Here is a 19,910-nt window from a genome sequence, read left to right as displayed (position 1 = left end):
GTCACTCCGAGGGCGGTTCCCAGGTATCCGGCTCCCGCACCATATGGACGATGCCGGCTGGATTGAGGATCCAGCCGCCGCGAAAACTCTCGCCGAGCGGTTCGATGGCATCGCAGCGCGTCACCCCAGCCTGGCGAAGATGCTCTGCGGCCTGGCCGAAATCCGGCGTGAAGAGCTCCAGCCAGAGTTCCGCCTGACTCATGCCCGGGCTCTCGTCGATCCAAAGCCGGATCGGTCCGAGTTCGAAGCCGCGCGTACCCTCATTGCCGATTTCCTTCAGTCCGACGACATCACGGTAAAAATTCAAAACGGGCTGATATTGGTGCGGCGGCACCTTCATCGCGACATCGACGCCGCCCTCGAAAGCCGCGCTCATGTCCGCGCCTCATAGTCAGGCGCTTCGGCCGGCTCGCCGCGCATCTCGCTGAGGAACATGCCGTCGCGCAGATTGATGCCGTGTTCGACGAAGGCCTTCATGCAGCACAGCATGTTGGCCCAGCCCTCGCAATTGAGATAGGTGCCGCGCCGTCCGGCTTCGTCTTCGTGCCAGCCGTCTTCGGAGATGGTCACCATCGTGCCGCCATCCTCAAGCGCCTCGAACTTCATTTCGACCGTCGTCTTGTAGCGGACCTTGTCCGCATCCGTTCCGCCGTCCCAGCGCAGCACGATCAGGCTCTCCGGCACCAGATCGACCACCTCAACCGGCGCGTCCTTCCACCAGGTCACCGTCGTCCCCTTGACGAGCGGCGCGCTCGCGCCGCCGACCGTCGTGAAATAGCCCGAGAGCTTTTTCGGATTGACCACCGCATCGAAAACCTCCGCGGCAGGGCGGCCGATCCGGCCTCCGACACGAATACCGAGGGACATGGCATTTCCTCCTCTTTTCCATTGTGATCGGCGTCATTATGTTATAAAAACATAACATGTCAAGCGAATCGGAAAACGACCCTGTCTTCAAGGCCCTCGCCCATTTCCGGCGCCGCGAGATCCTCGACCTTTTGAAGGACGGACCGCGCACGACCGGCATGCTCTGCGAAAATTTTCCGGATATGGACCGCTGCACGGTGATGCAGCATCTGAAGGTTCTGGAGGAATCCGGTCTGGTGATCGCGAAGAAGGAGGGCCGCGAACGCTGGAACCACCTCAACAGCCTGCCGATCAAACATATCTACGACCGCTGGATCAGCGCCTATGCCGGGCACGCTCTTTCGATCATCGACCGGCTGAAGAGCGATCTTGAAGCGCAATAGAAAACGGGCGCCGAAGCGCCCGTTGATTGCATGACCGTTCAGGCCGCCCTGCGCATGGGCTCCGCCTCCGGAACCACCCGCCGGTCGAGAGCCGCACTCTTCAGCGTCAGAAGCAGCGCACCAACGACCAGAATGGCGCCGACCCACGGTGTCGCCTGCAGGCCAAGCGGCGACTCGACGACCAGGCCGCCGATCCAGGCGCCTGCGGCAATCCCGAGGTTGAAGGCGGCGATGTTCAGCGCCGAGGCCACATCGACAGCTGCCGGGCGGACCTGCTTGGCAAGCTGAACGACATAGAGCTGCAGGCCCGGCACATTGGCGAAGGAGAGGAAGCCGAGCGCCACCAGCGTCGGGATCGTCAGCCAGGGAGAGACGGCCGTGAAGCTGAAGAGCACCAGAACCGCGGCCTGGGCAACGAAGAGCCAGGTCAGCGCCCGCACCGGATCCCGATTGGCGATCCGCCCGCCGACGATGTTGCCGGCAGCGATCGCCAGGCCGTAGAGCACCAGGATGAGGCTAACTGAGGAAGCCGAGAAGCCGGTGACCTCCTGCAGGATCGAGGCCAGGAAGGTGAAGGCCACGAAGGTGCCGCCATATCCGAGCGCCGTCATTCCGAACACCATCAGCAGGCGCCCGCTACCGAGGACGCCGGCCTGCTGGCGCAGCGTCGCCGGTTCGGCCTTCGTCAGCGTCGATGGCAGCAGGACGGCAATCGCAATCAAGGCGATGACGCCCAGCCCGGCAACGGCTGCGAATGTCGCGCGCCAGCCGAAAGTCTGGCCGATGAACGTGCCGAGCGGCACGCCGGTGACAATTGCCACCGTCAGCCCCATGAACATCATGGCGATGGCCGAGGCGCGGCGATTTTCGGGAACCAGACCGGCGGCGATCGTCGAGCCGACCGAGAAGAATACGCCATGGGCAAAGGCCGACAGCACACGGGCCACCAGCAGCGGCAGGTAGCCGGGGCTGAGCGCGGCCATCGCGTTGCCAAGGACAAACAGCGCCATCAGCCCGAGCAGCAGCGGCTTGCGCTCGATCCGCCCGGTGAGCGCCGTCAGGATGGGCGCACCGAAAGTGACGCCGAGGGCATAGACGCTGACGATCAGGCCGGCGAGCGGCAGCGTGATGTGAAGGTCATCGGCAACGGTTGGCAGCAGGCCGACGATGACGAATTCGGTGGTTCCGATCGCGTAGGCCGCGATCGTCAAAGCAAAAAGTGCAAGGGGCATAATGAGATCCGATGTGAAAGCCGCATCTGACAGGCGCGGCAAATTCTTGTTCGGCTCACAATATGGGCGACCGCCATTGCGACGATAATCCGGGTGAAAATCCCAACACTTATGAATTCAATTCACCAAATCAAACTCGCTCCGGTATGCGCAACAGCCGTCCGTTTGTAAAAATTGGAAATAGTTTGTGACTAAGTCTATACAAAACCTGATGTTTTTCGACTTGCAGCGGAAACCGACATACCGGATATTGAAGGCAACTTCGAGGACGCCGTTATGATCAGAATGATTCAAGATCCCGCCGAACTGGCCGGAGAAGACATCACTGGCAAATATATCCTGCGCAAGCTGAACTATCACTGGTTCGCTTACGGCAAGGCCGCGATCGTCACGGCCTGCAAGGGCACGATTCTGAATCTGGATCGCGAAGAGACCGTTTTCTCCGAGCGCTGGGGCCGCCGCGCCTATACCGGCAGTGGAAAGCGCTATCCGGGCGGCATCTGTCCGATATCGGCTGTTGCCTGCGTCTGCGATACCCCGGAGGACGTCAACGCCGTCATCCAGCTCGATGTCGATGCACAGGACGAGTTCTACCAGCTGATCGCCAAGGCCGAAGCAAGAGTCCAGGCGCTCGCCGCCTCCTCGCAAAACACCATCTATCTGGCTGCAGCCGAGTAAGAACTTATTGCTGCGGCCCTGTCTGGCGGAGCAGCCACTGCCTGAAGAGCGCGACTGACGTTTTTTCCAGGGCGCCCGCCGGATAAAGCATCGCATAATTCAATGCCGCCGGCTGCTGTTCGACGAAACAGCGCACCAATTTTCCCGACTGAATATCTGCATCCACCAGCGAACTTCGAACGAGCGCAAAGCCTTCGCCCCGGCCGCAGGCTTCCAGCATCTCCTCGAATGTATCGAAGACCTCTGCTTCCCGCACCGCTTCGCCAATATCGAAACCGGCCAGCTCCTGCGAATTCAGGTCGCCGCCAACCTGCTCGAACCATCGCTGCCAATCGAGAACCGTATGGCGCATGCCGCGATAGGCAAGCAGAGGTGCCGCACGAACCGCACCCCGGCTCGGAAGCCGCGCGGAGACTTCCGGCGCACACACCACGAATTCGTCGTCGAGCAATAAGGATTCGGTCACAAGCTCTGAGCCGCCATGCCCAAGCCAGATCGCCAGATCGACGCTGGTGAAATCGGGGCGCTGATAGGTGACCGCGGTGCGCACCTCAATCTTCGGATAACGGCGGCAGAAGGCCTCCAGACGTGGCGCCAGCCATTGGCTGGAAAATTCGGGTGTCGTGGCAATGACCAGCGAGGGATCGAGGCTTGCCGCACGGCCCTGATGCAGCGCCGTCTCCAGTGCGGTCATTGCCGCAGAAATGTCCGGATGAAGCTTCGCTCCGAGAGCCGACAGCCTGGCCCCATGCCGCCCGCGGTCGAAAAGCCGTCCGCCAAGCCAGCCTTCGAGCTGCGCGATCTGGTGGCTGACTGCCGTCTGCGTAAGACCCAGCCGCTCCGCCGCTTTGGCAAAGCCGCCGGTTTCCGCAATGGCGCAGAAGGCCTGCAATGTGGCGACAGGCGGCAGAACGCGATTTGGCATGAAAATCCTTCACCATTGAGCGGAGGGAGTTTCATTATACTGCGCTACTCCACAGCAGTAAATTGGCGTCATGGAAGGAAAGACCATGACCGTTTCCATGAAATTTCTGAATATCTTGCTGCGCTTGGTTCAGCCATATCGGGCCAAATCGGCGGCCAAACCGCCCCGCCCCGCCAAGGCCAACGACCTAAGCGCTCACCTGAAGAAGGACGTGGCAATCGGGGAAGGGAAACTGTGAAGGGGAAAAGTGCGATCCGCGGCAACCGGTGGATGTTTACGATCCTGGGTGCCTACAAACGTAGGTGGGCGCCATATGTCCAGGCCCACGAGCCTGGTCAGGGACAGCTCCCGTTGGATCGAGTATGGCCCCAGGGATTGTGATTCCTGTCGAGAGGCGCAGATCGCCTTCAATATATAAGGGCGTTCTCGAGGCCGCGCCAGTGGCAGAAGACAGTGTTTCGGCGAATTAATTCAGCTCGGCAGGCGTCCGGCCGTTCAGCTTTTCGGTGATGCTGCGCAGGCGGCTGGTAACTTCGCCAAGCGCCGATGCCAGCGTCTCCTCGGTGCGCGAGGTCGCGGCAAGTACCGTATCGCGATTGCTTCGCAGACCGTCGAGTTCCGCCTCGAGACCCGCCACCCGGCGCGTGAGTTCGGCAATCTCGTCCATCACCATGATACCGGCCATGACAGTGATCCTGAGATCGCCGATTTCGCCGAACTGGCCCTTGAGATGGCCGACATAGCCGTCGAAGCGGTTGGCGAGATCCGTCAGATGGCCTTCCTGGCCTTCCTCGCAGGCCATGCGATAGGCCTTGCCGTCGATCGTAACAGTCACCTGCGCCATGTCGCTGCTTCCTTTACCGGTCCAGAACCGCGCGGATGGTTTCCATCGCCGTTACAAGCCTGCGGGAGACCTCGCGATTGACCTCTTCCAGACGGTTCGCCCGGAATTCCGCCTGATCCAGCTCCTGCGCCAGTTTCGAGCGGTCGGCATGAACGCGTCGTACCTCGCCCTCGATATCGCCCTGCTCGCGCTGGCGTTCGATGCGCATGTCGACGGCGTTCTCCAGGCCTGAGATGGCCTGTTTGAGCTCGTTGAGCGCTGCTTCCATGGCGTTGCCTGTCGGCGTCATTGTCTTAAGTCCGGTGTTCCCGCAGAAGACCATTCGAATCGGCAAGCGGTGCCGGTTCAGTGTTTTCAAGAGGATATGCAGCTCGCCAACTGCCCGTCAATAAAGGCGGCATGGGGGCACCGGCCCTATTCTGTGGATGACTGAAATAGTCCCAGTCTTTGCAGTGAATTGGTCTTTTGTAAAATTTGATGGTCAAATGTTAAAAATCGTCGCACCCGTCCCGGATTCGGCCCGCAATTTATTGACTTGGCCGTTCCAACTGCTATGTGTCACCCCGCTCTCATCGATGGTCTTCAGAAGGCTCGAGGCCATCCCCCGACACCCGGAACCCGTGGAATAGCCATGACCTCTCCTGAACAACACGACCGGATGGCAAATGCGATCCGCTTCCTCGCCATGGATGCAGTCGAAAAGGCTAATTCCGGCCATCCGGGCATGCCGATGGGCATGGCTGATGTCGCCACTGTCCTCTTCAGCAAGTATCTCCGCTTCGACCCGAAGAAGCCGCATTGGCCGAACCGCGACCGGTTTGTCCTCTCCGCAGGCCACGGCTCGATGCTTCTCTATTCGCTCCTCTATCTAACCGGCTATCCGGACATGACGATCGAGGACCTGAAGCAGTTCCGCCAGCTCGGTTCGAAGACCGCCGGCCATCCTGAATACGGCCACGCGACCGGCATCGAAACGACCACCGGCCCGCTCGGCCAGGGTATTGCCAATGCCGTCGGCATGGCGATCGCCGAGCGCAAGCTGCGCGAGGAATTCGGTTCCGACCTGCAGGACCACTACACCTACGTCATCAACGGCGACGGCTGCTTGATGGAAGGCATCAGCCATGAAGCGATCGCGCTTGCCGGTCACCTGAAGCTGAACAAGCTGATCCTCTTCTGGGATAACAACTCGATCACCATCGACGGCGCCGTCTCCCTGTCTGACTCGACCGACCAGATCATGCGCTTCAAGGCGGTTCACTGGAACACGATCGAAGTCGACGGTCACGACCAGGCGGCAATCGCCGCTGCCATCGAAGCCGCCCACAAGTCCGACCGCCCGACCTTCATCGCCTGCAAGACGATCATCGGCTTCGGCGCTCCGAACAAGCAGGGCAGCCACAAGGTTCACGGCAACCCGGTCGGTGCCGAGGAAATCGCCGCTACCCGCAAGGCTCTGAACTGGGAAGCCGAACCTTTCGTCATCCCGGCCGACGTTCTCGACGCATGGCGCACCGCTGGTGCCCGCTCGGTCGATCTGGTCAAGTCGTGGGAAGCTGGCCTCGCAAAGTCGGCTCACAACGCCGAATTCAGCCGCCGCTTCGCTGGTGACCTGCCTGAAGGCTTCGATGCTGCGATCAGCGACCTGAAGAAGAAAATCGTCGAGACCAAGCCGACAGTCGCGACCCGCAAGGCGTCCGAGGACGTGCTTGAAGTGATCAACGGCCTTCTGCCGGAAACGCTCGGCGGCTCCGCCGACCTGACGCCTTCGAACAACACCAAGACCAGCCAGATGGTCTCGATCACGCCAACGGATTTCTCCGGCCGCTACATGCACTGGGGTATCCGCGAACACGGCATGGCCTCTGCCATGAACGGCATCTCGTTGCACGGCGGCCTGATCCCCTATGGCGGCGGCTTCATGATCTTCTCGGACTATTGCCGTCCGCCGATCCGCCTCGCCGCTCTGATGGGCATCCGCCTCGTCCACGTCCTGACGCATGACTCGATCGGCGTCGGCGAAGACGGCCCGACCCACCAGCCGGTCGAACAGGTGCCGAGCCTGCGCGCCGTTCCGAACCTGCTGGTCTTCCGTCCGGCCGACGTCACCGAGACGGCGGAAGCCTGGCAGATCGCGCTGAAGACGAAGAACCGCCCGACCGCGCTGGCGCTGACCCGTCAGAACCTGACGACGGTTCGTACCGAATATTCTGAAGAAAACCTGACGACCAAGGGCGCCTATACGCTCGCTGGCAAGGCCGACGCCAAGGTGACGATCTTCGCTTCGGGCTCTGAAGTCGAACTCGCCGTTGCCGCCCGCGCCACGCTCGAAGCTAAGGGCGTTTCCGTCCGCGTCGTTTCCGTGCCCTGCACCGAACTGTTCTTCGAACAGCCGGATGCCTACCGCAAGGAAGTGCTCGGCAACTCGCCGGTCAAGATCGCCGTCGAAGCCGCCGTTCGCGAAGGCTGGGATGCGTTCATCGGTCCGGAAGGCACCTTCATCGGCATGAAGAGCTTCGGCGCTTCCGGCCCGGCCAAGGACGTCTTCAAGCATTTCGGCATCACGGCAGACGCCGTCGTCGCTGCCGCAGAAGCAAAGCTCTGAGTTTCAGGGAGAGCGCTCCGGCGCTCTCCACTCCATCCGCAAGCCCCATGTCTAGGGAGTGAATGCACATGACTGTAAAGGTTGCCATCAACGGCTTCGGCCGCATCGGCCGCAACGTTCTCCGCGCTATCGTCGAATCCGGCCGCACCGACATCGAAGTCGTGGCGATCAACGACCTCGGCCCGGTCGAAACCAACGCTCACCTGCTGCGCTACGATTCGATCCACGGCAAGTTCCCGGCGACCGTCAAGGTCGAAGGCGACACGATCATCGTCGGCAACGGCAAGCCGATCAAGGTGACCGCCGTTCGCGACCCGGCACAGCTGCCGCACGGCGAACTCGGCGTCGATATCGCGCTCGAGTGCACCGGCATCTTCACCTCGCGCGACAAGGCTGCTGCCCACCTGACGGCCGGCGCCAAGCGCGTCATCGTTTCGGCTCCTGCCGATGGTGCTGACCTGACCGTCGTCTTCGGCGTCAACCACGACCAGCTGACCAAGGAACACCTGGTCATCTCCAACGCATCCTGCACGACGAACTGCCTCGTGCCGGTCGTAAAGGTTCTCGACGACGCCGTCGGTATCGATCATGGCTTCATGACCACGATCCACTCCTACACGGGTGACCAGCCGACGCTCGACACCATGCACAAGGACCTGTACCGCGCTCGCGCTGCAGCCCTGTCGATGATCCCGACCTCCACCGGCGCTGCCAAGGCCGTCGGCCTCGTGCTGCCGCACCTGAAGGGCAAGCTCGACGGCACGTCGATCCGCGTTCCGACCCCGAACGTCTCGGTCGTCGACTTCAAGTTCGTTTCCAAGAAGGCAACGACCGTCGGAGAAATCAACGAAGCGATCAAGGCTGCCTCCAACGGCAAGCTAAAGGGCGTTCTCGGCTACACCGACGAGCCGCTGGTTTCCCGCGACTTCAACCACGACGACCATTCGTCGATCTTCGCGACCGACCAGACCAAGGTCATGGAAGGTAACTTCGTGCGCGTACTCTCGTGGTACGATAACGAATGGGGCTTCTCGAGCCGCATGTCCGACACGGCCGTCGCCTTCGCAAAGCTCATCTAAGCCTCGCTTTTGCGAAAAGCAGATCGAGAGAGCGGCCCGGGAAACCGGGCCGTTTTTGTTTTAAATGACGGCCGAAAAGGGGAGAACGGTATCTTGGTGGATCTCAGAATTCGAAAAGCGCGCGCAGCCGATGCCGATGAACTCACCATGCTCCTCAACGAGATCATCGCCGCTGGCGGCACGACCGCCATGGAAGAATCCTTCTCTCCCGATCAACTGCGAGACTGGTTCATAGACGGCCAGTCGGCGCTGACGTGCCATGTCGCCGAGACGGATGACGTCCTTGCGGGATTTCAGTTCCTAAGTCTCTATCCAGATCTTCCCGAGGGATGGGCCGATATCGGCACGTTTTCCCGCATGCACCCGAAGATCCCCGGCGTCGGCACCGCGCTGTTTGCGGCAACGCTCGCGGCCGCCCGGTCGCTCGATATGGAGTTCATCAACGCGACGATCCGCGCCGACAATACCGGTGGTCTGGCCTACTATGCGAAAATGGGCTTCGTGACCTACAGCGTCACCAAGGATGTTCCCCTTCTCGACGGCACGCCGGTCGATCGCATCAACAAGCGCTTTCAGGTCAATGGCCGATAAGCGCCGCCTTATCGGCAAAAGCGATGCTCATCTCAGTTTTTGCCCTGCTCTCGCCTGATTTGCCTATACATTCTTTATAGAGATTCTCTCCCGTAGCATTCGCTGGTGAGCCGTCCGGCTCTCCGTTCAGCAGCATGACGCCGCAGCCCAGCAAGGTTAAGCCGCAAGGCCTACCCTTCCGGTCTGTTTTGCCGTTTACTGGCGGAAGCGCAGCAAAGGACGAGGATCGAGCAATGGTTGCGGTTTCCGGGGGCGGCCGCGGCGCGGATGTGAAAGGGGATGGACGTGGAAGCATTCTATATCGTCGTGCTGGTTTCGACGGCGCTGGTGCTTCTTGCGGCCTTCTCCAGCCTGCTCGCCTTCCGTTTCGGCGCCCCTTTGCTGCTGCTCTTCCTCGGCATCGGCCTGCTGGCCGGCGTCGATGGCCTGGGTATCGAGTTCAGCAACAATTATCTTGCCTATATCCTCGGCTCCATCGCGCTCGCCGTCATCCTCTTCGATTCCGGCTTCGGCACGCCGATCCAGGCCTTCAAGCTTGCCGCTATACCCTCGCTGACGCTTGCATCCGTCGGCGTGCTGATGACCGCCGCCCTTGTCGGTTTCGCCGCCACCTGGCTGCTCAATTTCAGCTGGCTCGAGGGCATGCTGCTCGGCTCGATCGTCGCCTCGACCGATGCCGCCGCTGTCTTCTTCCTGCTGCGCATCGGCGGCATCAATATCCGCGACAAGGTGCGCTCGACGCTGGAAGTCGAGTCCGGCACAAACGATCCGATGGCGATCTTCCTCACCATTGTCCTCGTCGAACTGCTGGCGAGCGGCGAAGGCTATTCCGGCATCAATCTATCGATGCTGGCCCTCTTCATCGAGGAAATGGGCCTCGGCGTCATCCTCGGCATGCTCGGCGGCATGATGATCGCCCAGGTGGTCAGCCGCCTCGATACCGATCGCGGCCTGACGCCGATCTTCGTGCTCGGCCTTGCCATGCTGGTCTTCGCCTTCACCGGCGCGGTCGGCGGCAGCGGCTTCCTCGCCGTCTATGTCGCGGGCATCTATGCCGGCAATCGTAAGCTTCCGGGCCTTGCCGCCATCAAGCGTTTCCAGGACGGCATGACCTGGCTGGCACAGATCATCATGTTCCTCGTGCTCGGGCTGCTGGCGACGCCGTCGCAGTTTCCGGCGATCATCCTGCCTGCCGTGGCGCTGGCGCTGTTCCTGATCTTCGTCGCCCGTCCGCTGGCCGTATGGCTGTCGCTTCTACCCTACGACTACACCCAGCAGGAAATCGGCTTCGTCGCCTGGGTCGGGCTGCGCGGCGCCGTCTCGATCCTTCTCGCCATCATGCCCATCCTCGGCGGCCTGCCAAATGGCCATGTCTATTTCAACGTCGCCTTCATCATCGTCCTCGTCTCGCTCCTTGTCCAAGGCTGGACGATCAAACCGGTGGCGAAGAAGCTCGGCCTCATCATTCCGCCGCGCATGGGCGCCGTCGACAAGGTCGAGATCGATCTGCCGGGCTCGGCGAACCATGAACTCCTCGCCTACCGCGTCATCAAGGACAGCCCCGTCCTGCGCGGCGAGCGCATCCCGCGCTGGGCCACCCCCTCGCTTGTCATCCGCGACGGCAAGTCGCTGCGCTATCAATATGCCGGGCGGCTACGTGAAAACGATCTGGTCTATCTCTTCATCGTGCCGAGCTACGCGCGCCTGCTCGACCGTCTCTTCGCCAGCAAGGCGCCTGTCGATGAGGATGATGCGGACTTCTTCGGAGCCTTCGCGCTCTCGCCGATCCGTCCAGCCGCCGATCTTGATGCCGCCTATGGGCCGGGTCTGCTGAACGAATCCGAGAAGGGCCTGACGATCGCCGAACTGATGAAGCAGAGGCTTGGCGGCAAGGCCGACTATGCCGATCGCGTCCGTCTCGGCTCGATCATCCTCATCGTTCGCGACCTCGACGATCAGGATCACATCAGCTCCGTCGGCATGTCTTTGGAAGCGGTGGAACCGGCAATCACCCTGCCGATCTTCATCAACATGCGCGATATCATCCAGCGCATCCGCGACCGCTTCAAAGGCCGCCATGTACCGGAGCCCGCGCATGCGGGACGGGTGGCGGAGAGCGACGAAAACGCGCGTGAAAAGCACGGCTGAACACCTTGCGTCGCGGGGCATCCTTGCTATGGTCGGCCACCTTCCAAGGCACTAACGAACGGATACTCCCATGCCAGCTTTCAAGACCCTCGACGACCTCAACGGCATCGCCGGCAAGCGCGTTCTCGTCCGCGTCGATCTCAACGTTCCGGTGAAAGACGGCAAGGTTACCGACGCAACCCGCATCGAGCGCGTTGCACCGACGATCCTCGAACTGTCGAAGAAGGGCGCAAAGGTCATCCTGCTTGCCCATTTCGGCCGCCCGAAGGATGGTCCCTCGCCTGACCTTTCGCTGTCGCTGATCGCAGCCGACGTCGCCAAGGTTCTCGGCAAGCCCGTTGCCACTGCCACGGACTCGGTCGGCGATGCAGCATCCGCCGCCGTCGCCAAGCTGCAGGATGGCGATATCCTGCTGCTCGAAAACACCCGTTTCCACAAGGCTGAAGAAAAGAACGACGCCGAACACACCAAGGCGCTCGCCGCCAACGGCGACATCTATGTCAACGACGCCTTCTCCGCCGCCCACCGCGCCCATTCCTCGACCGAAGGTCTCGCCCATCTGCTGCCGGCCTATGCCGGACGCACGATGCAGGCCGAGCTGGAAGCGCTGGAAAAGGGTCTCGGTGAGCCGGTCCGCCCGGTCGTTGCCATCGTCGGCGGCGCCAAGGTGTCGAGTAAAATCGACCTGTTGATGAACTTGGTGAAGAAGGTCGACGCCCTCGTCATCGGCGGCGGCATGGCCAACACCTTCATCGCCGCCCGCGGCACCAATGTCGGCAAGTCGCTCTGCGAGCATGATCTCGCCGAAACCGCAAAGCAGATCATGATCGAAGCCGCATCCGCCGGCTGCGCCATCATCCTGCCGGAGGACGGCGTCGTCGCCCGCGAATTCAAGGCGGGAGCCGCCAACGAGACCGTCGCCATCGACGCGATCCCTGCCGATGCCATGGTTCTCGACGTCGGCCCGAAGTCGGTCGAAGCCGTCAAGGCCTGGATCGACCGTGCGCAGACGCTGGTCTGGAACGGCCCGCTCGGCGCTTTCGAGATCGAGCCCTTCGACAAGGCGACGGTTGCGGCGGCACAATACGCTGCCGAGCGTACCAAGGCCGGCAAGCTGACTTCGGTCGCGGGCGGTGGCGATACCGTTTCGGCGCTCAACCACGCAGGCGTTGCCGACGACTTCAGCTACGTCTCGACGGCAGGCGGCGCCTTCCTGGAATGGATGGAAGGCAAGGTCCTTCCAGGCGTTGCCGTTCTCAAGGGCAAATAATCAGCCAAAGCTGATTTAACAATTTTTACATGTGGATAAGACCGCGGAAGCACCTCGCTTTCGCGGTCTTTTGCTCAGTGGGGCCAAAACTGCCCAAACTTTCAAACGATTGAAATGATTTCAATCGTTTCAATGGTTTAGCGCTCCATTCTCCCGCTCATAAACTTCTGTTATCCGCGAATGATAGCCATTGAGCCGTAGGCGCCTAGCGCGCCGATTTTTGGATAGGAGCAGCATGGTAGACGCGAAGATGTTGGATAAGATGAGCTCTGCACCGGGTTTCATTGCAGCGCTGGATCAAAGCGGTGGCTCGACGCCGAAGGCACTGCGTCTTTATGGCGTATCTGAATCGGATTATTCCGGTGACGAGGAAATGTTCCGCCTGGTCCATGCCATGCGCGCCCGCATCATGAGCGCGCCTGCCTTTTCGGGCGACAAGGTCATTGCCGCGATCCTCTTCGAACGGACCATGGACGGTGAAGTCGATGGTCAGGCTGTCCCCTCTTACCTCTGGGAAAAGCGCGGCGTCGTTCCCTTTCTGAAGATCGACAAAGGCCTCGAAGCCGAGGAAAACGGCGTTCAGGTGATGAAGCCGATGCCCGATCTGGACGCGCTCCTGATCCGCGCCCGGCAGAAGGGCATATTCGGCACGAAGATGCGCTCGGTCATCGCCCATGCCGACAAGGCAGGGATCGCCGCCGTAGTGAAGCAGCAGTTCGAAGTGGCGCGCCAGATCATCGGCCACGGCCTCATCCCGATCGTCGAGCCGGAAGTCTCGATCGATAGCCCGACAAAGCAGCAGGCCGAGGCCATCCTGCGCGACGAGATCCTGAAGGAACTGGACAAGCTCCCTGCCGGTGAAAAGGTCATGATCAAGCTGACGATCCCGACCGTTGCCGATCTCTATGCGCCGCTGATCGCCCACAAATCGGTGATCCGCGTTGTCGCCCTTTCAGGCGGATACAGCACCGAGGAAGCCTGCGAAAAGCTCAGCCATAACTATGGCATGATCGCCAGCTTCTCGCGCGCTCTGGCGGAAAACCTGCGCGTCACGATGAGCGACGCGGAATTCGACGCGAGCCTGACCAAAACGATCGCCCAGATCTATGCCGCAAGCGTCGATAAGTCCGACGCGCGCGAGAGCGCCCTCGTTTGATCAAATGTGGGCGGCTTTGGCCGCCCATTTTCTTTGTCACGGCGACAAGTTTGCCCCTTCTGTGACAGGCGCTCACGGCTAATCATGGCTGCCTGCCGAACAGGAGCCTGCCGTGCCCAATCTTGCCTACACCACCCTCGACGTCTTCACCTCCGTTCGTTTCGAAGGCAATCCGCTTGCCGTCATCACCGGCGCAGAGGCTCTCGACACGGCCGAAATGCAGAAGATCGCCGCCGAGTTTGGCTATTCCGAAATAACCTTCGTGCTGCCGCCGAAGGATCCTGCCAACACCGCGCATGTCCGCATCTTCACGCCGACCATGGAAGTGCCCTTCGCCGGCCATCCGAATGTCGGCACCGCCTATTTCATCGGCCAGCAAAGCGAGGTCTTCGGCAAACCGGTCAGCGACCGGCTGCGCTTCGAGGAAGCCGCCGGTATCGTCGAGGTCGATCTGCGCCGCAGCAGCGGAAAGGTGACCGCAGCGACGATCCGTGCGCCAAAACCGCTGCAGGTAGGCGCTGCAATCCCGGAAGCCGATATTGCGCGCTGCATCGCCATACGCCCGGATGAGATCGCCACCGCACTCCACCACCCGCTTTTCGTCTCCGTCGGCCTGGAATTTGCCGTTGCCGAACTCGCGAACCTCGAGGCACTTGCCGCAGCGGTGCCCAACCCCGCCCTGTTTCGCGAAGCCGCCGGTAACCGCGGCGAGAACAACCACGACTTCTCGCTGTTCCTCTATGTCCGCTCCAGCGAGAACCCCTGGCATCTTCGCGCGCGCATGTTTGCGCCACTCGATAACGTCCCTGAAGACCCGGCGACCGGCAGTGCCTCCGCCGCCCTCTCGGCCTATCTGGTTTCCCAGACGCCCGGAAACGACAGCCAACAACGCATCACTATCGAACAGGGTGTCGAGATGGGTCGTCGGAGCATCATTGAGGTCGATGTGACGAAAGCGGGTGGAACGATCACCGATGTCCGCATTTCCGGCAGCTGCGTCTTCGTCATGCGCGGCGAGATTCTCGCCTAGCCGAAGAACTCGCGGCCGAGCAGCGCTACCGTCCAGATCGCAAAAGCGATGAGCGCAATTTTCCAGAAGTCCATTCGCCGTCGCAAACCGGGCAGCCCGAACGGCTTGATGATGTGTATGACCATGGCCAGGATGAGCAGCAATGCGAGCAGCTTGGTCATGGTTTTATTTTTCCAATATTATCATAATGTCACAGGACCGACATTATTCCGGGCGAACACAGAATTTCTTCATGCCGTAACGGCATTCCGGGGCACAATCAACACCATTGGGACTGGGCGGGACATCGTCTCGGCTTATGTCTTTTTGAAATCGAACTCGTCGAGAGTGGGCATATGAGAAGAAATCTGCTGTCCGTCGCCGCGCTGCTTTTCGGAACGCTTTTCCTCTTCATGGGCAATGGCCTGCAGGGCATCCTGCTCCCCGTCCGCGGGAACATCGAAGGTTACGCCACCACCACGCTCGGTCTGCTCGGCACATCCTGGGCCGGCGGCTTTGTTATCGGCTGCCTCGTGGCGCCGAATATGGTGCGCCGTGTCGGCCATGTGCGCGCTTTCTCCGGTTTCATAGCCATCATCGCCATCAGCGCGCTGTTCAGCGGCATCGTCATCGATCCGGTCTGGTGGATTGCGCTGCGCGCCGTCACCGGCTTCTCCACCGCCGGCACCTCGATGATCATCGAAAGCTGGCTGAACGAACGGGCGACGAACGAAAGCCGCGGCGCGATCTTTTCGCTCTATATCGCCATTACGCTGTTCGGCGTCGTCGGCGGCCAGATGATGATCCCGCTGGAAGATGTGCGCACGCCCATCCTCTTCATGATCTGCGGCGTCTTCTATTGCGTCGCCATGCTGCCGACGACGCTGTCGACGGCGGCTTCTCCGCAGCCGCTGAAGGCCGTGCGCCTCGACCTGCCGGCGCTCTACCGCAATTCGCCTGTCTCCTGCCTCGGCATCCTGCTCGTGGGCATTGCCAACGGTGCCTATGGTACGCTCGGCGCCGTCTTCGGCGCCGGTGCCGGGCTCTCGGATACCAGCATCGCCATCATGATGAGCGCCACGATCTTTGCCGGCGCCGTCATGCAGTTTCCGGCCGGCCGCCTCTCGGACCGCATCGACCGCCGCTACGTTCTGGCCGCCATGTCCGGCCTTGCGGCTCTCGCCGGCATCCTGATCGTCCTCTTCAGCCCGTCCGACCCCTTCTGGGTGATCGGCCTCGTGGTGTTCTACGGCGCCGTCGCCAACACGCTCTATCCGATCGCCGTGGCGCACGCGAACGACTTCGCCTCCTCCGAGGATTTCGTGAAGGTCTCCGGCGGATTGCTGCTGCTTTACGGCATCGGCACCGTCATCGGCCCGACGATCGGCGGCCCTGTCATGTCGATGGTCAGCCCGCACGCGCTGTTCCTGGTAACGGCGATCGCTCACGTGCTGATCGCCGCCTACGCGATCATCCGCAGCCGCCTGCGCGCTGCCATCCACCCTGACGCCCGTGACGCCTACACGACGATCCCGACGGCAACATCGCCGATGATCACACCCGAAAGCATGACGCTTGCCGACCGCGGATCCAACAAGTCTCCCGAAAGTGGCGATCCTGCTGTAAAGTATGGCTGAAAAGCCAAACTGAACGAAAGGGAGGATTGCCATGAGCTTCTTTGACGAGGAACGGCCAGTGAAGAAGACCGCCCACGAGATTGGTGCGGATCTCTCGCTGTTGTCGGTCGGTGAGCTCAAGGAGCGAATCGAGCTGCTGAAAAGCGAGATCGCTAGACTGGAGGCCGAGTCGGCCAGGAAGGCTTCCGGGCGCGCCGCCGCCGAGGGCCTGTTCCGCTCCTGACTTCAAGAAAGAAGTCACAGGCAAGCGCAAAACACGCTTCGCCCAGTCTTAATGCTGAACAGTATTAACAGGATATTAAGCTTTACGAGCTATTACTTAAACCATCCAGATTTCGTCTGGATCTCAGACAGTTTTCCATGCGGTGAATTGGTCTGATTTTTCTCCCTGTTTTACCTTGAGAGCCGCTTTTGCGGCTCTTCTTTTTTGCCTGCGCGGCCGTTCACCACGAATCTGTGGAAGTTAACCCTTTCTTAAGAAACGCCTTGCGCATTTAGGGTAATGATACCATCTTAAAGACATAAAGACCGGCCCTTGAAACTTTTACTTCAGGCTGGCGTTACCTGACCATATGTAGACGCGTGCAACAGGGACAAATTGAATGTCGGAACTTGGTTTGAATACGATCAGCTTCGCCGGACGCGCCGCCGCATCGTCGCAATTCAAGACGCTTTATGCCGAGGGCATGTCGCTTGTCGAAGAAACCGCAGCCTACCTCGATGGTAACGGCCGCGCAGCTTCCAAGGTCCTCCCCCGCATGGCGTCGGTACTTTACGCAGCGGAATCCATGCGCCTCACCACCCGCCTGATGCAGATGGCATCGTGGCTGCTCTTGCAGCGCGCCGTCAACAATGGCGAGATGTCTCGCGATCAGGTTCTGGCTGAAAAGAACAAGGTTCGCCTCGACGGCTTCAACGTCGATCGCAATGCTCCGGGCTGGGGCGACCTGCCGGAATCCTTCCGCGATCTCGTCGAGCGCTCGCTACGGCTGCAGAATCGCATCGCCCTTCTCGACCGCGAAATCTATCGCCCGTCGGAAGCCCCGATCGTTCCCGACAATCAGAACAGCGTTCAGGCTCAGCTCAGCCTGCTGCAGACCGCTTTCGGCAACAACTAAGTTTACTCAGAAGTATATTTAAATCCGGCCGGTTGCGTTCCCTGCGCAACCGGCCTTTTTCATTGGCGGAAAGCGCAGCCCCAAAACCGGGCAATAAAAAAGCCCGGTAGAAACCGGGCTCTTTTCAAATTCAGTACCGCAGAAGCGATTAGAGGCCGAGGCCGCCGAAACGCTTGTTGAACTTGGAAACGCGGCCACCGCGGTCCATGAGCTGCTGGTTGCCGCCCGTCCATGCCGGATGGGACTTGGAATCGATTTCGAGGTTCATGACAGCGCCTTCCGAACCCCAGGTCGAGCGGGTTTCGTATTCGGTGCCGTCAGTCATCACAACCTTGATGGTGTGGTAGTCGGGATGGATATCAGCCTTCATAACAATCTTCCTGCGATGCCAGGGTCCAATTTGACGCATGTCATTGCGGCAAGAGGCCCGATTGAATAAATGAAGCCGCAGTCACGAAGGCTACGGCTTCCCATTCGGATGCGGTGCCTATACATGAAGGCCTAAAGGATAACAAGTGCCAACAAGCTGGTGATCAACGGTTTGAGGGCGATTGGAGCTGATTTGACAGACGCAGTGCAGGGCGGGGAAAAGAAGTCGCGGTCGCTGAAGCCTCTCGGGCGTCTGACGCCTTATGTCATGCGCTACCGCGGCCTGGTAACCGGCGCCCTCGTCGCGCTGGCGCTTGCCGCCGTCACCTCGCTTGCCCTGCCGCTGGCCATTCGCCGGATGATCGATCACGGCTTCACGCAGCCGGACGGCTCCTTCATCAACAGCTACTTCGCGATGCTGATGGTGATGGCGATCGTTCTCGCGATCGCCAGCGCGCTCCGCTACTATTTCGTCATCACCCTTGGGGAGCGCATCGTCTCGGACCTGCGCCGCGATGTCTTTGCCCATGTCACCCGCCTCTCCGCCTCGTTTTTCGACGTCAACCAGTCGGGCGAGATCGTCTCCCGCCTGACCGCCGACACGACACAGATCAAGTCCGCCGTCGGCGCCACCGCCTCGGTCGCACTTCGCAACCTGATCCTCTGTCTCGGCGCCATGGGCATGATGGTCGTCACCTCGCCGAAGCTGGCAAGCCTGGCGCTCGGCGCCATCCCACTGATCGTCTTCCCGCTGGTCGCCTTCGGCCGCTCGGTACGCAAGCGCTCGCGCGCCGCGCAGGATACGCTTGCCGAAGCCTCCGCCTTTGCCAACGAAAGCATTGCCGCCACCCGCACCGTCCAGGCCTTCAACGGCGAGGATGCCGCAGCCGCCCGCTATGGCATGGCGGTCGAATCCGCCTATGAAGCCGCCCGCTCGGCAATCCGCTCGCGCGCGCTGCTGACCGGTATAGCCATCACCCTGATCTTCGGCAGCGTCGTCGCGGTTCTCTGGGTCGGCGCCCATAACGTGCTCACAGGCACGCTGTCAGCCGGCACTCTCGGCCAGTTCCTGCTCTATTCGGTCATCGCCGCCGGCTCGCTCGGCGCGCTTTCTGAAGTCTGGGGCGAACTCTCGCAAGCCGCCGGTGCCGCCGACCGGCTGACCGAGCTTCTCGACGAAGTATCGCCGATCGCAGCACCGCCCCAGCCGGAAATCCTGCCGGTGCCCGCCCGCGGCCGCGTCGAGTTTTCAAACGTCCATTTCGCCTATCCGTCGCGCCCCGGAAAATCGGCGCTGCATGGTTTGAGCTTTCATGTCACCCCCGGCGAAACCGTTGCCATCGTCGGGCCATCGGGTGCCGGCAAAAGCACGATCTTCTCGCTGCTGCTGCGTTTCTACGACCCGCAACAGGGGATTGTCGCCATCGACGGCCTCGATGCCCGCGCCACCGACCCGGATGATCTGCGCGAGCGCATGGCGATCGTCCCGCAGGACGTAACGATCTTTGCCGCCTCGATCCACGACAATATCGCCTTCGGCCGCCCGGAGGCAACGCCGGAGCAGGTCCGCGCCGCCGCGATCGCCGCGCAGGCCGACGAATTCATCGCCCGCCTCGACCGCGGTTACGACACGCAGGTCGGCGAACGCGGCATCACCCTATCGGGCGGCCAGCGCCAGCGCATCGCCATCGCCCGCGCGATCCTGAAGAACGCGCCGGTCCTCTTGCTCGACGAGGCCACCTCGGCGCTCGATGCCGAGAGCGAGACGCTGGTCCAGAAGGCCCTCGACGGTCTGATGCAGGGCCGCACCACCCTCGTCATCGCCCACCGCCTGGCAACCGTCCTGAAAGCCGACCGCATCCTCGTCCTCGACCAGGGCCGCATTGTCGAGGAAGGCAACCACCAAAGCCTCATCCGCCACGGCGGTATCTATGCCAAGCTCGCGAAGCTGCAGTTCGATGCAGGCGCGGAAGAGTTTTTGGCGATCGGCTAAGTAATG

The 19,910-nt window shown here is 61.2% G+C and carries 22 protein-coding genes and 1 other RNA gene; 14 read left to right on the top strand and 9 right to left on the bottom strand.

What is annotated here, in order from left to right; all coding sequences use genetic code 11:
- Position 1: 1 nt before the first annotated feature.
- Both AC1DV9_RS21350 and AC1DV9_RS21345 read right to left on the bottom strand, forming a co-directional pair.
- Positions 2-376 (bottom strand): VOC family protein, encoded by a 375-nt coding sequence (locus tag AC1DV9_RS21350; protein ID WP_112538697.1) that lies wholly within the window; start codon positions 374-376, stop codon positions 2-4.
- The gene (locus AC1DV9_RS21345) at positions 373-867 is read right to left on the bottom strand and encodes an SRPBCC domain-containing protein (RefSeq protein WP_477949941.1); all 495 of its coding nucleotides are present in this window, start codon (positions 865-867) and stop codon (positions 373-375) included. The genes AC1DV9_RS21350 and AC1DV9_RS21345 overlap by 4 nt, the downstream gene beginning before the upstream one ends.
- Before the next feature lie 56 nt (positions 868-923).
- Between AC1DV9_RS21345 and AC1DV9_RS21340 the strand changes: the two genes are divergently transcribed.
- Positions 924-1,250, top strand: coding sequence for an ArsR/SmtB family transcription factor (locus AC1DV9_RS21340; RefSeq protein ID WP_112385466.1), 327 nt, complete (start codon positions 924-926; stop codon positions 1,248-1,250).
- Between the two features lie 38 nt (positions 1,251-1,288).
- On the opposite strand, the gene AC1DV9_RS21335 is transcribed toward AC1DV9_RS21340, so the two are convergent.
- Positions 1,289-2,482 carry an MFS transporter gene (locus tag AC1DV9_RS21335; protein ID WP_477949940.1) on the bottom strand — a complete coding sequence of 398 codons (1,194 nt, stop codon included), beginning with the start codon at positions 2,480-2,482 and terminating at the stop codon, positions 1,289-1,291.
- Positions 2,483-2,758: 276 nt separating this feature from the next.
- Between AC1DV9_RS21335 and AC1DV9_RS21330 the strand changes: the two genes are divergently transcribed.
- Positions 2,759-3,160: a hypothetical protein gene (locus AC1DV9_RS21330; RefSeq protein ID WP_477949939.1), complete on the top strand. Its 402-nt coding sequence runs from the start codon at positions 2,759-2,761 to the stop codon at positions 3,158-3,160.
- A 4-nt stretch (positions 3,161-3,164) separates the two neighbouring features.
- Here AC1DV9_RS21330 and AC1DV9_RS21325 read toward each other — a convergent pair whose 3' ends face one another.
- Positions 3,165-4,085: a LysR substrate-binding domain-containing protein gene (locus tag AC1DV9_RS21325; protein WP_477949938.1), complete on the bottom strand. Its 921-nt coding sequence runs from the start codon at positions 4,083-4,085 to the stop codon at positions 3,165-3,167.
- Between the two features lie 85 nt (positions 4,086-4,170).
- Between AC1DV9_RS21325 and AC1DV9_RS21320 the strand changes: the two genes are divergently transcribed.
- A complete protein-coding gene (locus AC1DV9_RS21320; protein ID WP_162698732.1) occupies positions 4,171-4,323 on the top strand; it encodes a hypothetical protein in 153 nt (50 codons plus the stop codon).
- Between the two features lie 9 nt (positions 4,324-4,332).
- Here AC1DV9_RS21320 and ssrS read toward each other — a convergent pair.
- The 3 genes from ssrS to AC1DV9_RS21305 form a co-directional block, all read right to left on the bottom strand.
- Positions 4,333-4,491, bottom strand: a non-coding RNA gene (gene ssrS, locus AC1DV9_RS21315) — 6S RNA.
- 60 nt (positions 4,492-4,551) lie between these two features.
- Positions 4,552-4,929, bottom strand: coding sequence for a cell division protein ZapA (locus tag AC1DV9_RS21310; protein ID WP_112385469.1), 378 nt, complete (start codon positions 4,927-4,929; stop codon positions 4,552-4,554).
- A gap of 13 nt (positions 4,930-4,942) precedes the next feature.
- Positions 4,943-5,218, bottom strand: a complete 276-nt coding sequence (locus tag AC1DV9_RS21305) for a DUF4164 domain-containing protein (RefSeq protein ID WP_112385709.1) — start codon at positions 5,216-5,218, stop codon at positions 4,943-4,945.
- A 342-nt stretch (positions 5,219-5,560) separates the two neighbouring features.
- Here AC1DV9_RS21305 and tkt point away from each other — a divergent pair, with 342 nt between their 5' ends.
- The 7 genes from tkt (at position 5,561) to AC1DV9_RS21270 (ending at position 14,808) form a co-directional block, all read left to right on the top strand.
- A complete protein-coding gene (gene tkt / locus AC1DV9_RS21300; RefSeq protein ID WP_477949937.1) occupies positions 5,561-7,534 on the top strand; it encodes a transketolase in 1,974 nt (657 codons plus the stop codon).
- Positions 7,535-7,602: 68 nt separating this feature from the next.
- Complete coding sequence (gene gap, locus AC1DV9_RS21295; RefSeq protein ID WP_112385471.1) at positions 7,603-8,613, top strand: type I glyceraldehyde-3-phosphate dehydrogenase; 1,011 nt, start codon at positions 7,603-7,605, stop codon at positions 8,611-8,613.
- A gap of 147 nt (positions 8,614-8,760) precedes the next feature.
- Positions 8,761-9,204 carry an N-acetyltransferase family protein gene (locus AC1DV9_RS21290; RefSeq protein ID WP_477940928.1) on the top strand — a complete coding sequence of 148 codons (444 nt, stop codon included), beginning with the start codon at positions 8,761-8,763 and terminating at the stop codon, positions 9,202-9,204.
- 279 nt (positions 9,205-9,483) lie between these two features.
- The gene (locus AC1DV9_RS21285) at positions 9,484-11,352 is read left to right on the top strand and encodes a potassium/proton antiporter (RefSeq protein WP_477949936.1); all 1,869 of its coding nucleotides are present in this window, start codon (positions 9,484-9,486) and stop codon (positions 11,350-11,352) included.
- A gap of 70 nt (positions 11,353-11,422) precedes the next feature.
- On the top strand, positions 11,423-12,622 hold the full coding sequence (locus AC1DV9_RS21280; RefSeq protein WP_477949935.1) for a phosphoglycerate kinase: 1,200 nt from the start codon (positions 11,423-11,425) through the stop codon (positions 12,620-12,622).
- A gap of 235 nt (positions 12,623-12,857) precedes the next feature.
- A complete protein-coding gene (locus AC1DV9_RS21275; RefSeq protein ID WP_477949934.1) occupies positions 12,858-13,778 on the top strand; it encodes a fructose bisphosphate aldolase in 921 nt (306 codons plus the stop codon).
- A 112-nt stretch (positions 13,779-13,890) separates the two neighbouring features.
- Entirely contained in the window at positions 13,891-14,808 is a 918-nt protein-coding gene (locus tag AC1DV9_RS21270; protein WP_477949933.1) for a PhzF family phenazine biosynthesis protein, read from the top strand.
- Here AC1DV9_RS21270 and AC1DV9_RS21265 read toward each other — a convergent pair.
- The gene (locus AC1DV9_RS21265; RefSeq protein ID WP_310297279.1) at positions 14,805-14,969 is read right to left on the bottom strand and encodes a hypothetical protein; all 165 of its coding nucleotides are present in this window, start codon (positions 14,967-14,969) and stop codon (positions 14,805-14,807) included. The two genes, AC1DV9_RS21270 and AC1DV9_RS21265, sit on opposite strands and share 4 nt — an antisense overlap.
- A gap of 174 nt (positions 14,970-15,143) precedes the next feature.
- Between AC1DV9_RS21265 and AC1DV9_RS21260 the strand changes: the two genes are divergently transcribed.
- From AC1DV9_RS21260 to rcdA, 3 genes are all read left to right on the top strand, one after another.
- Entirely contained in the window at positions 15,144-16,424 is a 1,281-nt protein-coding gene (locus AC1DV9_RS21260) for an MFS transporter (RefSeq protein ID WP_112385475.1), read from the top strand.
- 31 nt (positions 16,425-16,455) lie between these two features.
- Complete coding sequence (locus AC1DV9_RS21255; protein WP_477949932.1) at positions 16,456-16,647, top strand: DUF1192 domain-containing protein; 192 nt, start codon at positions 16,456-16,458, stop codon at positions 16,645-16,647.
- A 379-nt stretch (positions 16,648-17,026) separates the two neighbouring features.
- A complete protein-coding gene (rcdA, locus tag AC1DV9_RS21250) occupies positions 17,027-17,542 on the top strand; it encodes a protease adaptor protein RcdA (RefSeq protein ID WP_112385477.1) in 516 nt (171 codons plus the stop codon).
- 148 nt (positions 17,543-17,690) lie between these two features.
- On the opposite strand, the gene rpmE is transcribed toward rcdA, so the two are convergent.
- The gene (gene rpmE, locus AC1DV9_RS21245; RefSeq protein WP_007527409.1) at positions 17,691-17,912 is read right to left on the bottom strand and encodes a 50S ribosomal protein L31; all 222 of its coding nucleotides are present in this window, start codon (positions 17,910-17,912) and stop codon (positions 17,691-17,693) included.
- A gap of 192 nt (positions 17,913-18,104) precedes the next feature.
- Between rpmE and AC1DV9_RS21240 the strand changes: the two genes are divergently transcribed.
- Positions 18,105-19,904, top strand: coding sequence for an ABC transporter transmembrane domain-containing protein (locus tag AC1DV9_RS21240; RefSeq protein ID WP_477949931.1), 1,800 nt, complete (start codon positions 18,105-18,107; stop codon positions 19,902-19,904).
- Positions 19,905-19,910: the final 6 nt, after the last annotated feature.

The sequence above is a fragment of the Rhizobium sp. 01L410 genome, assembly GCF_056400165.1.
This window is presented reverse-complemented; position numbering and strand designations above follow the sequence as displayed.

What these genes read in the sequence shown, in the direction of transcription:
- AC1DV9_RS21350 (WP_112538697.1), bottom strand. Translation starts at nt 376, where the DNA reads ATGAGCGCGGCTTTCGAGGGCGGCGTCGATGTCGCGATGAAGGTGCCG.
- AC1DV9_RS21345 (WP_477949941.1), bottom strand. Translation starts at nt 867, where the DNA reads ATGTCCCTCGGTATTCGTGTCGGAGGCCGGATCGGCCGCCCTGCCGCG.
- AC1DV9_RS21340 (WP_112385466.1), top strand. Translation starts at nt 924, where the DNA reads ATGTCAAGCGAATCGGAAAACGACCCTGTCTTCAAGGCCCTCGCCCAT.
- AC1DV9_RS21335 (WP_477949940.1), bottom strand. Translation starts at nt 2,482, where the DNA reads ATGCCCCTTGCACTTTTTGCTTTGACGATCGCGGCCTACGCGATCGGA.
- AC1DV9_RS21330 (WP_477949939.1), top strand. Translation starts at nt 2,759, where the DNA reads ATGATCAGAATGATTCAAGATCCCGCCGAACTGGCCGGAGAAGACATC.
- AC1DV9_RS21325 (WP_477949938.1), bottom strand. Translation starts at nt 4,085, where the DNA reads ATGCCAAATCGCGTTCTGCCGCCTGTCGCCACATTGCAGGCCTTCTGC.
- AC1DV9_RS21320 (WP_162698732.1), top strand. Translation starts at nt 4,171, where the DNA reads ATGACCGTTTCCATGAAATTTCTGAATATCTTGCTGCGCTTGGTTCAG.
- AC1DV9_RS21310 (WP_112385469.1), bottom strand. Translation starts at nt 4,929, where the DNA reads ATGGCGCAGGTGACTGTTACGATCGACGGCAAGGCCTATCGCATGGCC.
- AC1DV9_RS21305 (WP_112385709.1), bottom strand. Translation starts at nt 5,218, where the DNA reads ATGACGCCGACAGGCAACGCCATGGAAGCAGCGCTCAACGAGCTCAAA.
- tkt (WP_477949937.1), top strand. Translation starts at nt 5,561, where the DNA reads ATGACCTCTCCTGAACAACACGACCGGATGGCAAATGCGATCCGCTTC.
- gap (WP_112385471.1), top strand. Translation starts at nt 7,603, where the DNA reads ATGACTGTAAAGGTTGCCATCAACGGCTTCGGCCGCATCGGCCGCAAC.
- AC1DV9_RS21290 (WP_477940928.1), top strand. Translation starts at nt 8,761, where the DNA reads ATGCTCCTCAACGAGATCATCGCCGCTGGCGGCACGACCGCCATGGAA.
- AC1DV9_RS21285 (WP_477949936.1), top strand. Translation starts at nt 9,484, where the DNA reads ATGGACGTGGAAGCATTCTATATCGTCGTGCTGGTTTCGACGGCGCTG.
- AC1DV9_RS21280 (WP_477949935.1), top strand. Translation starts at nt 11,423, where the DNA reads ATGCCAGCTTTCAAGACCCTCGACGACCTCAACGGCATCGCCGGCAAG.
- AC1DV9_RS21275 (WP_477949934.1), top strand. Translation starts at nt 12,858, where the DNA reads ATGGTAGACGCGAAGATGTTGGATAAGATGAGCTCTGCACCGGGTTTC.
- AC1DV9_RS21265 (WP_310297279.1), bottom strand. Translation starts at nt 14,969, where the DNA reads ATGACCAAGCTGCTCGCATTGCTGCTCATCCTGGCCATGGTCATACAC.
- AC1DV9_RS21260 (WP_112385475.1), top strand. Translation starts at nt 15,144, where the DNA reads ATGAGAAGAAATCTGCTGTCCGTCGCCGCGCTGCTTTTCGGAACGCTT.
- AC1DV9_RS21255 (WP_477949932.1), top strand. Translation starts at nt 16,456, where the DNA reads ATGAGCTTCTTTGACGAGGAACGGCCAGTGAAGAAGACCGCCCACGAG.
- rcdA (WP_112385477.1), top strand. Translation starts at nt 17,027, where the DNA reads ATGTCGGAACTTGGTTTGAATACGATCAGCTTCGCCGGACGCGCCGCC.
- rpmE (WP_007527409.1), bottom strand. Translation starts at nt 17,912, where the DNA reads ATGAAGGCTGATATCCATCCCGACTACCACACCATCAAGGTTGTGATG.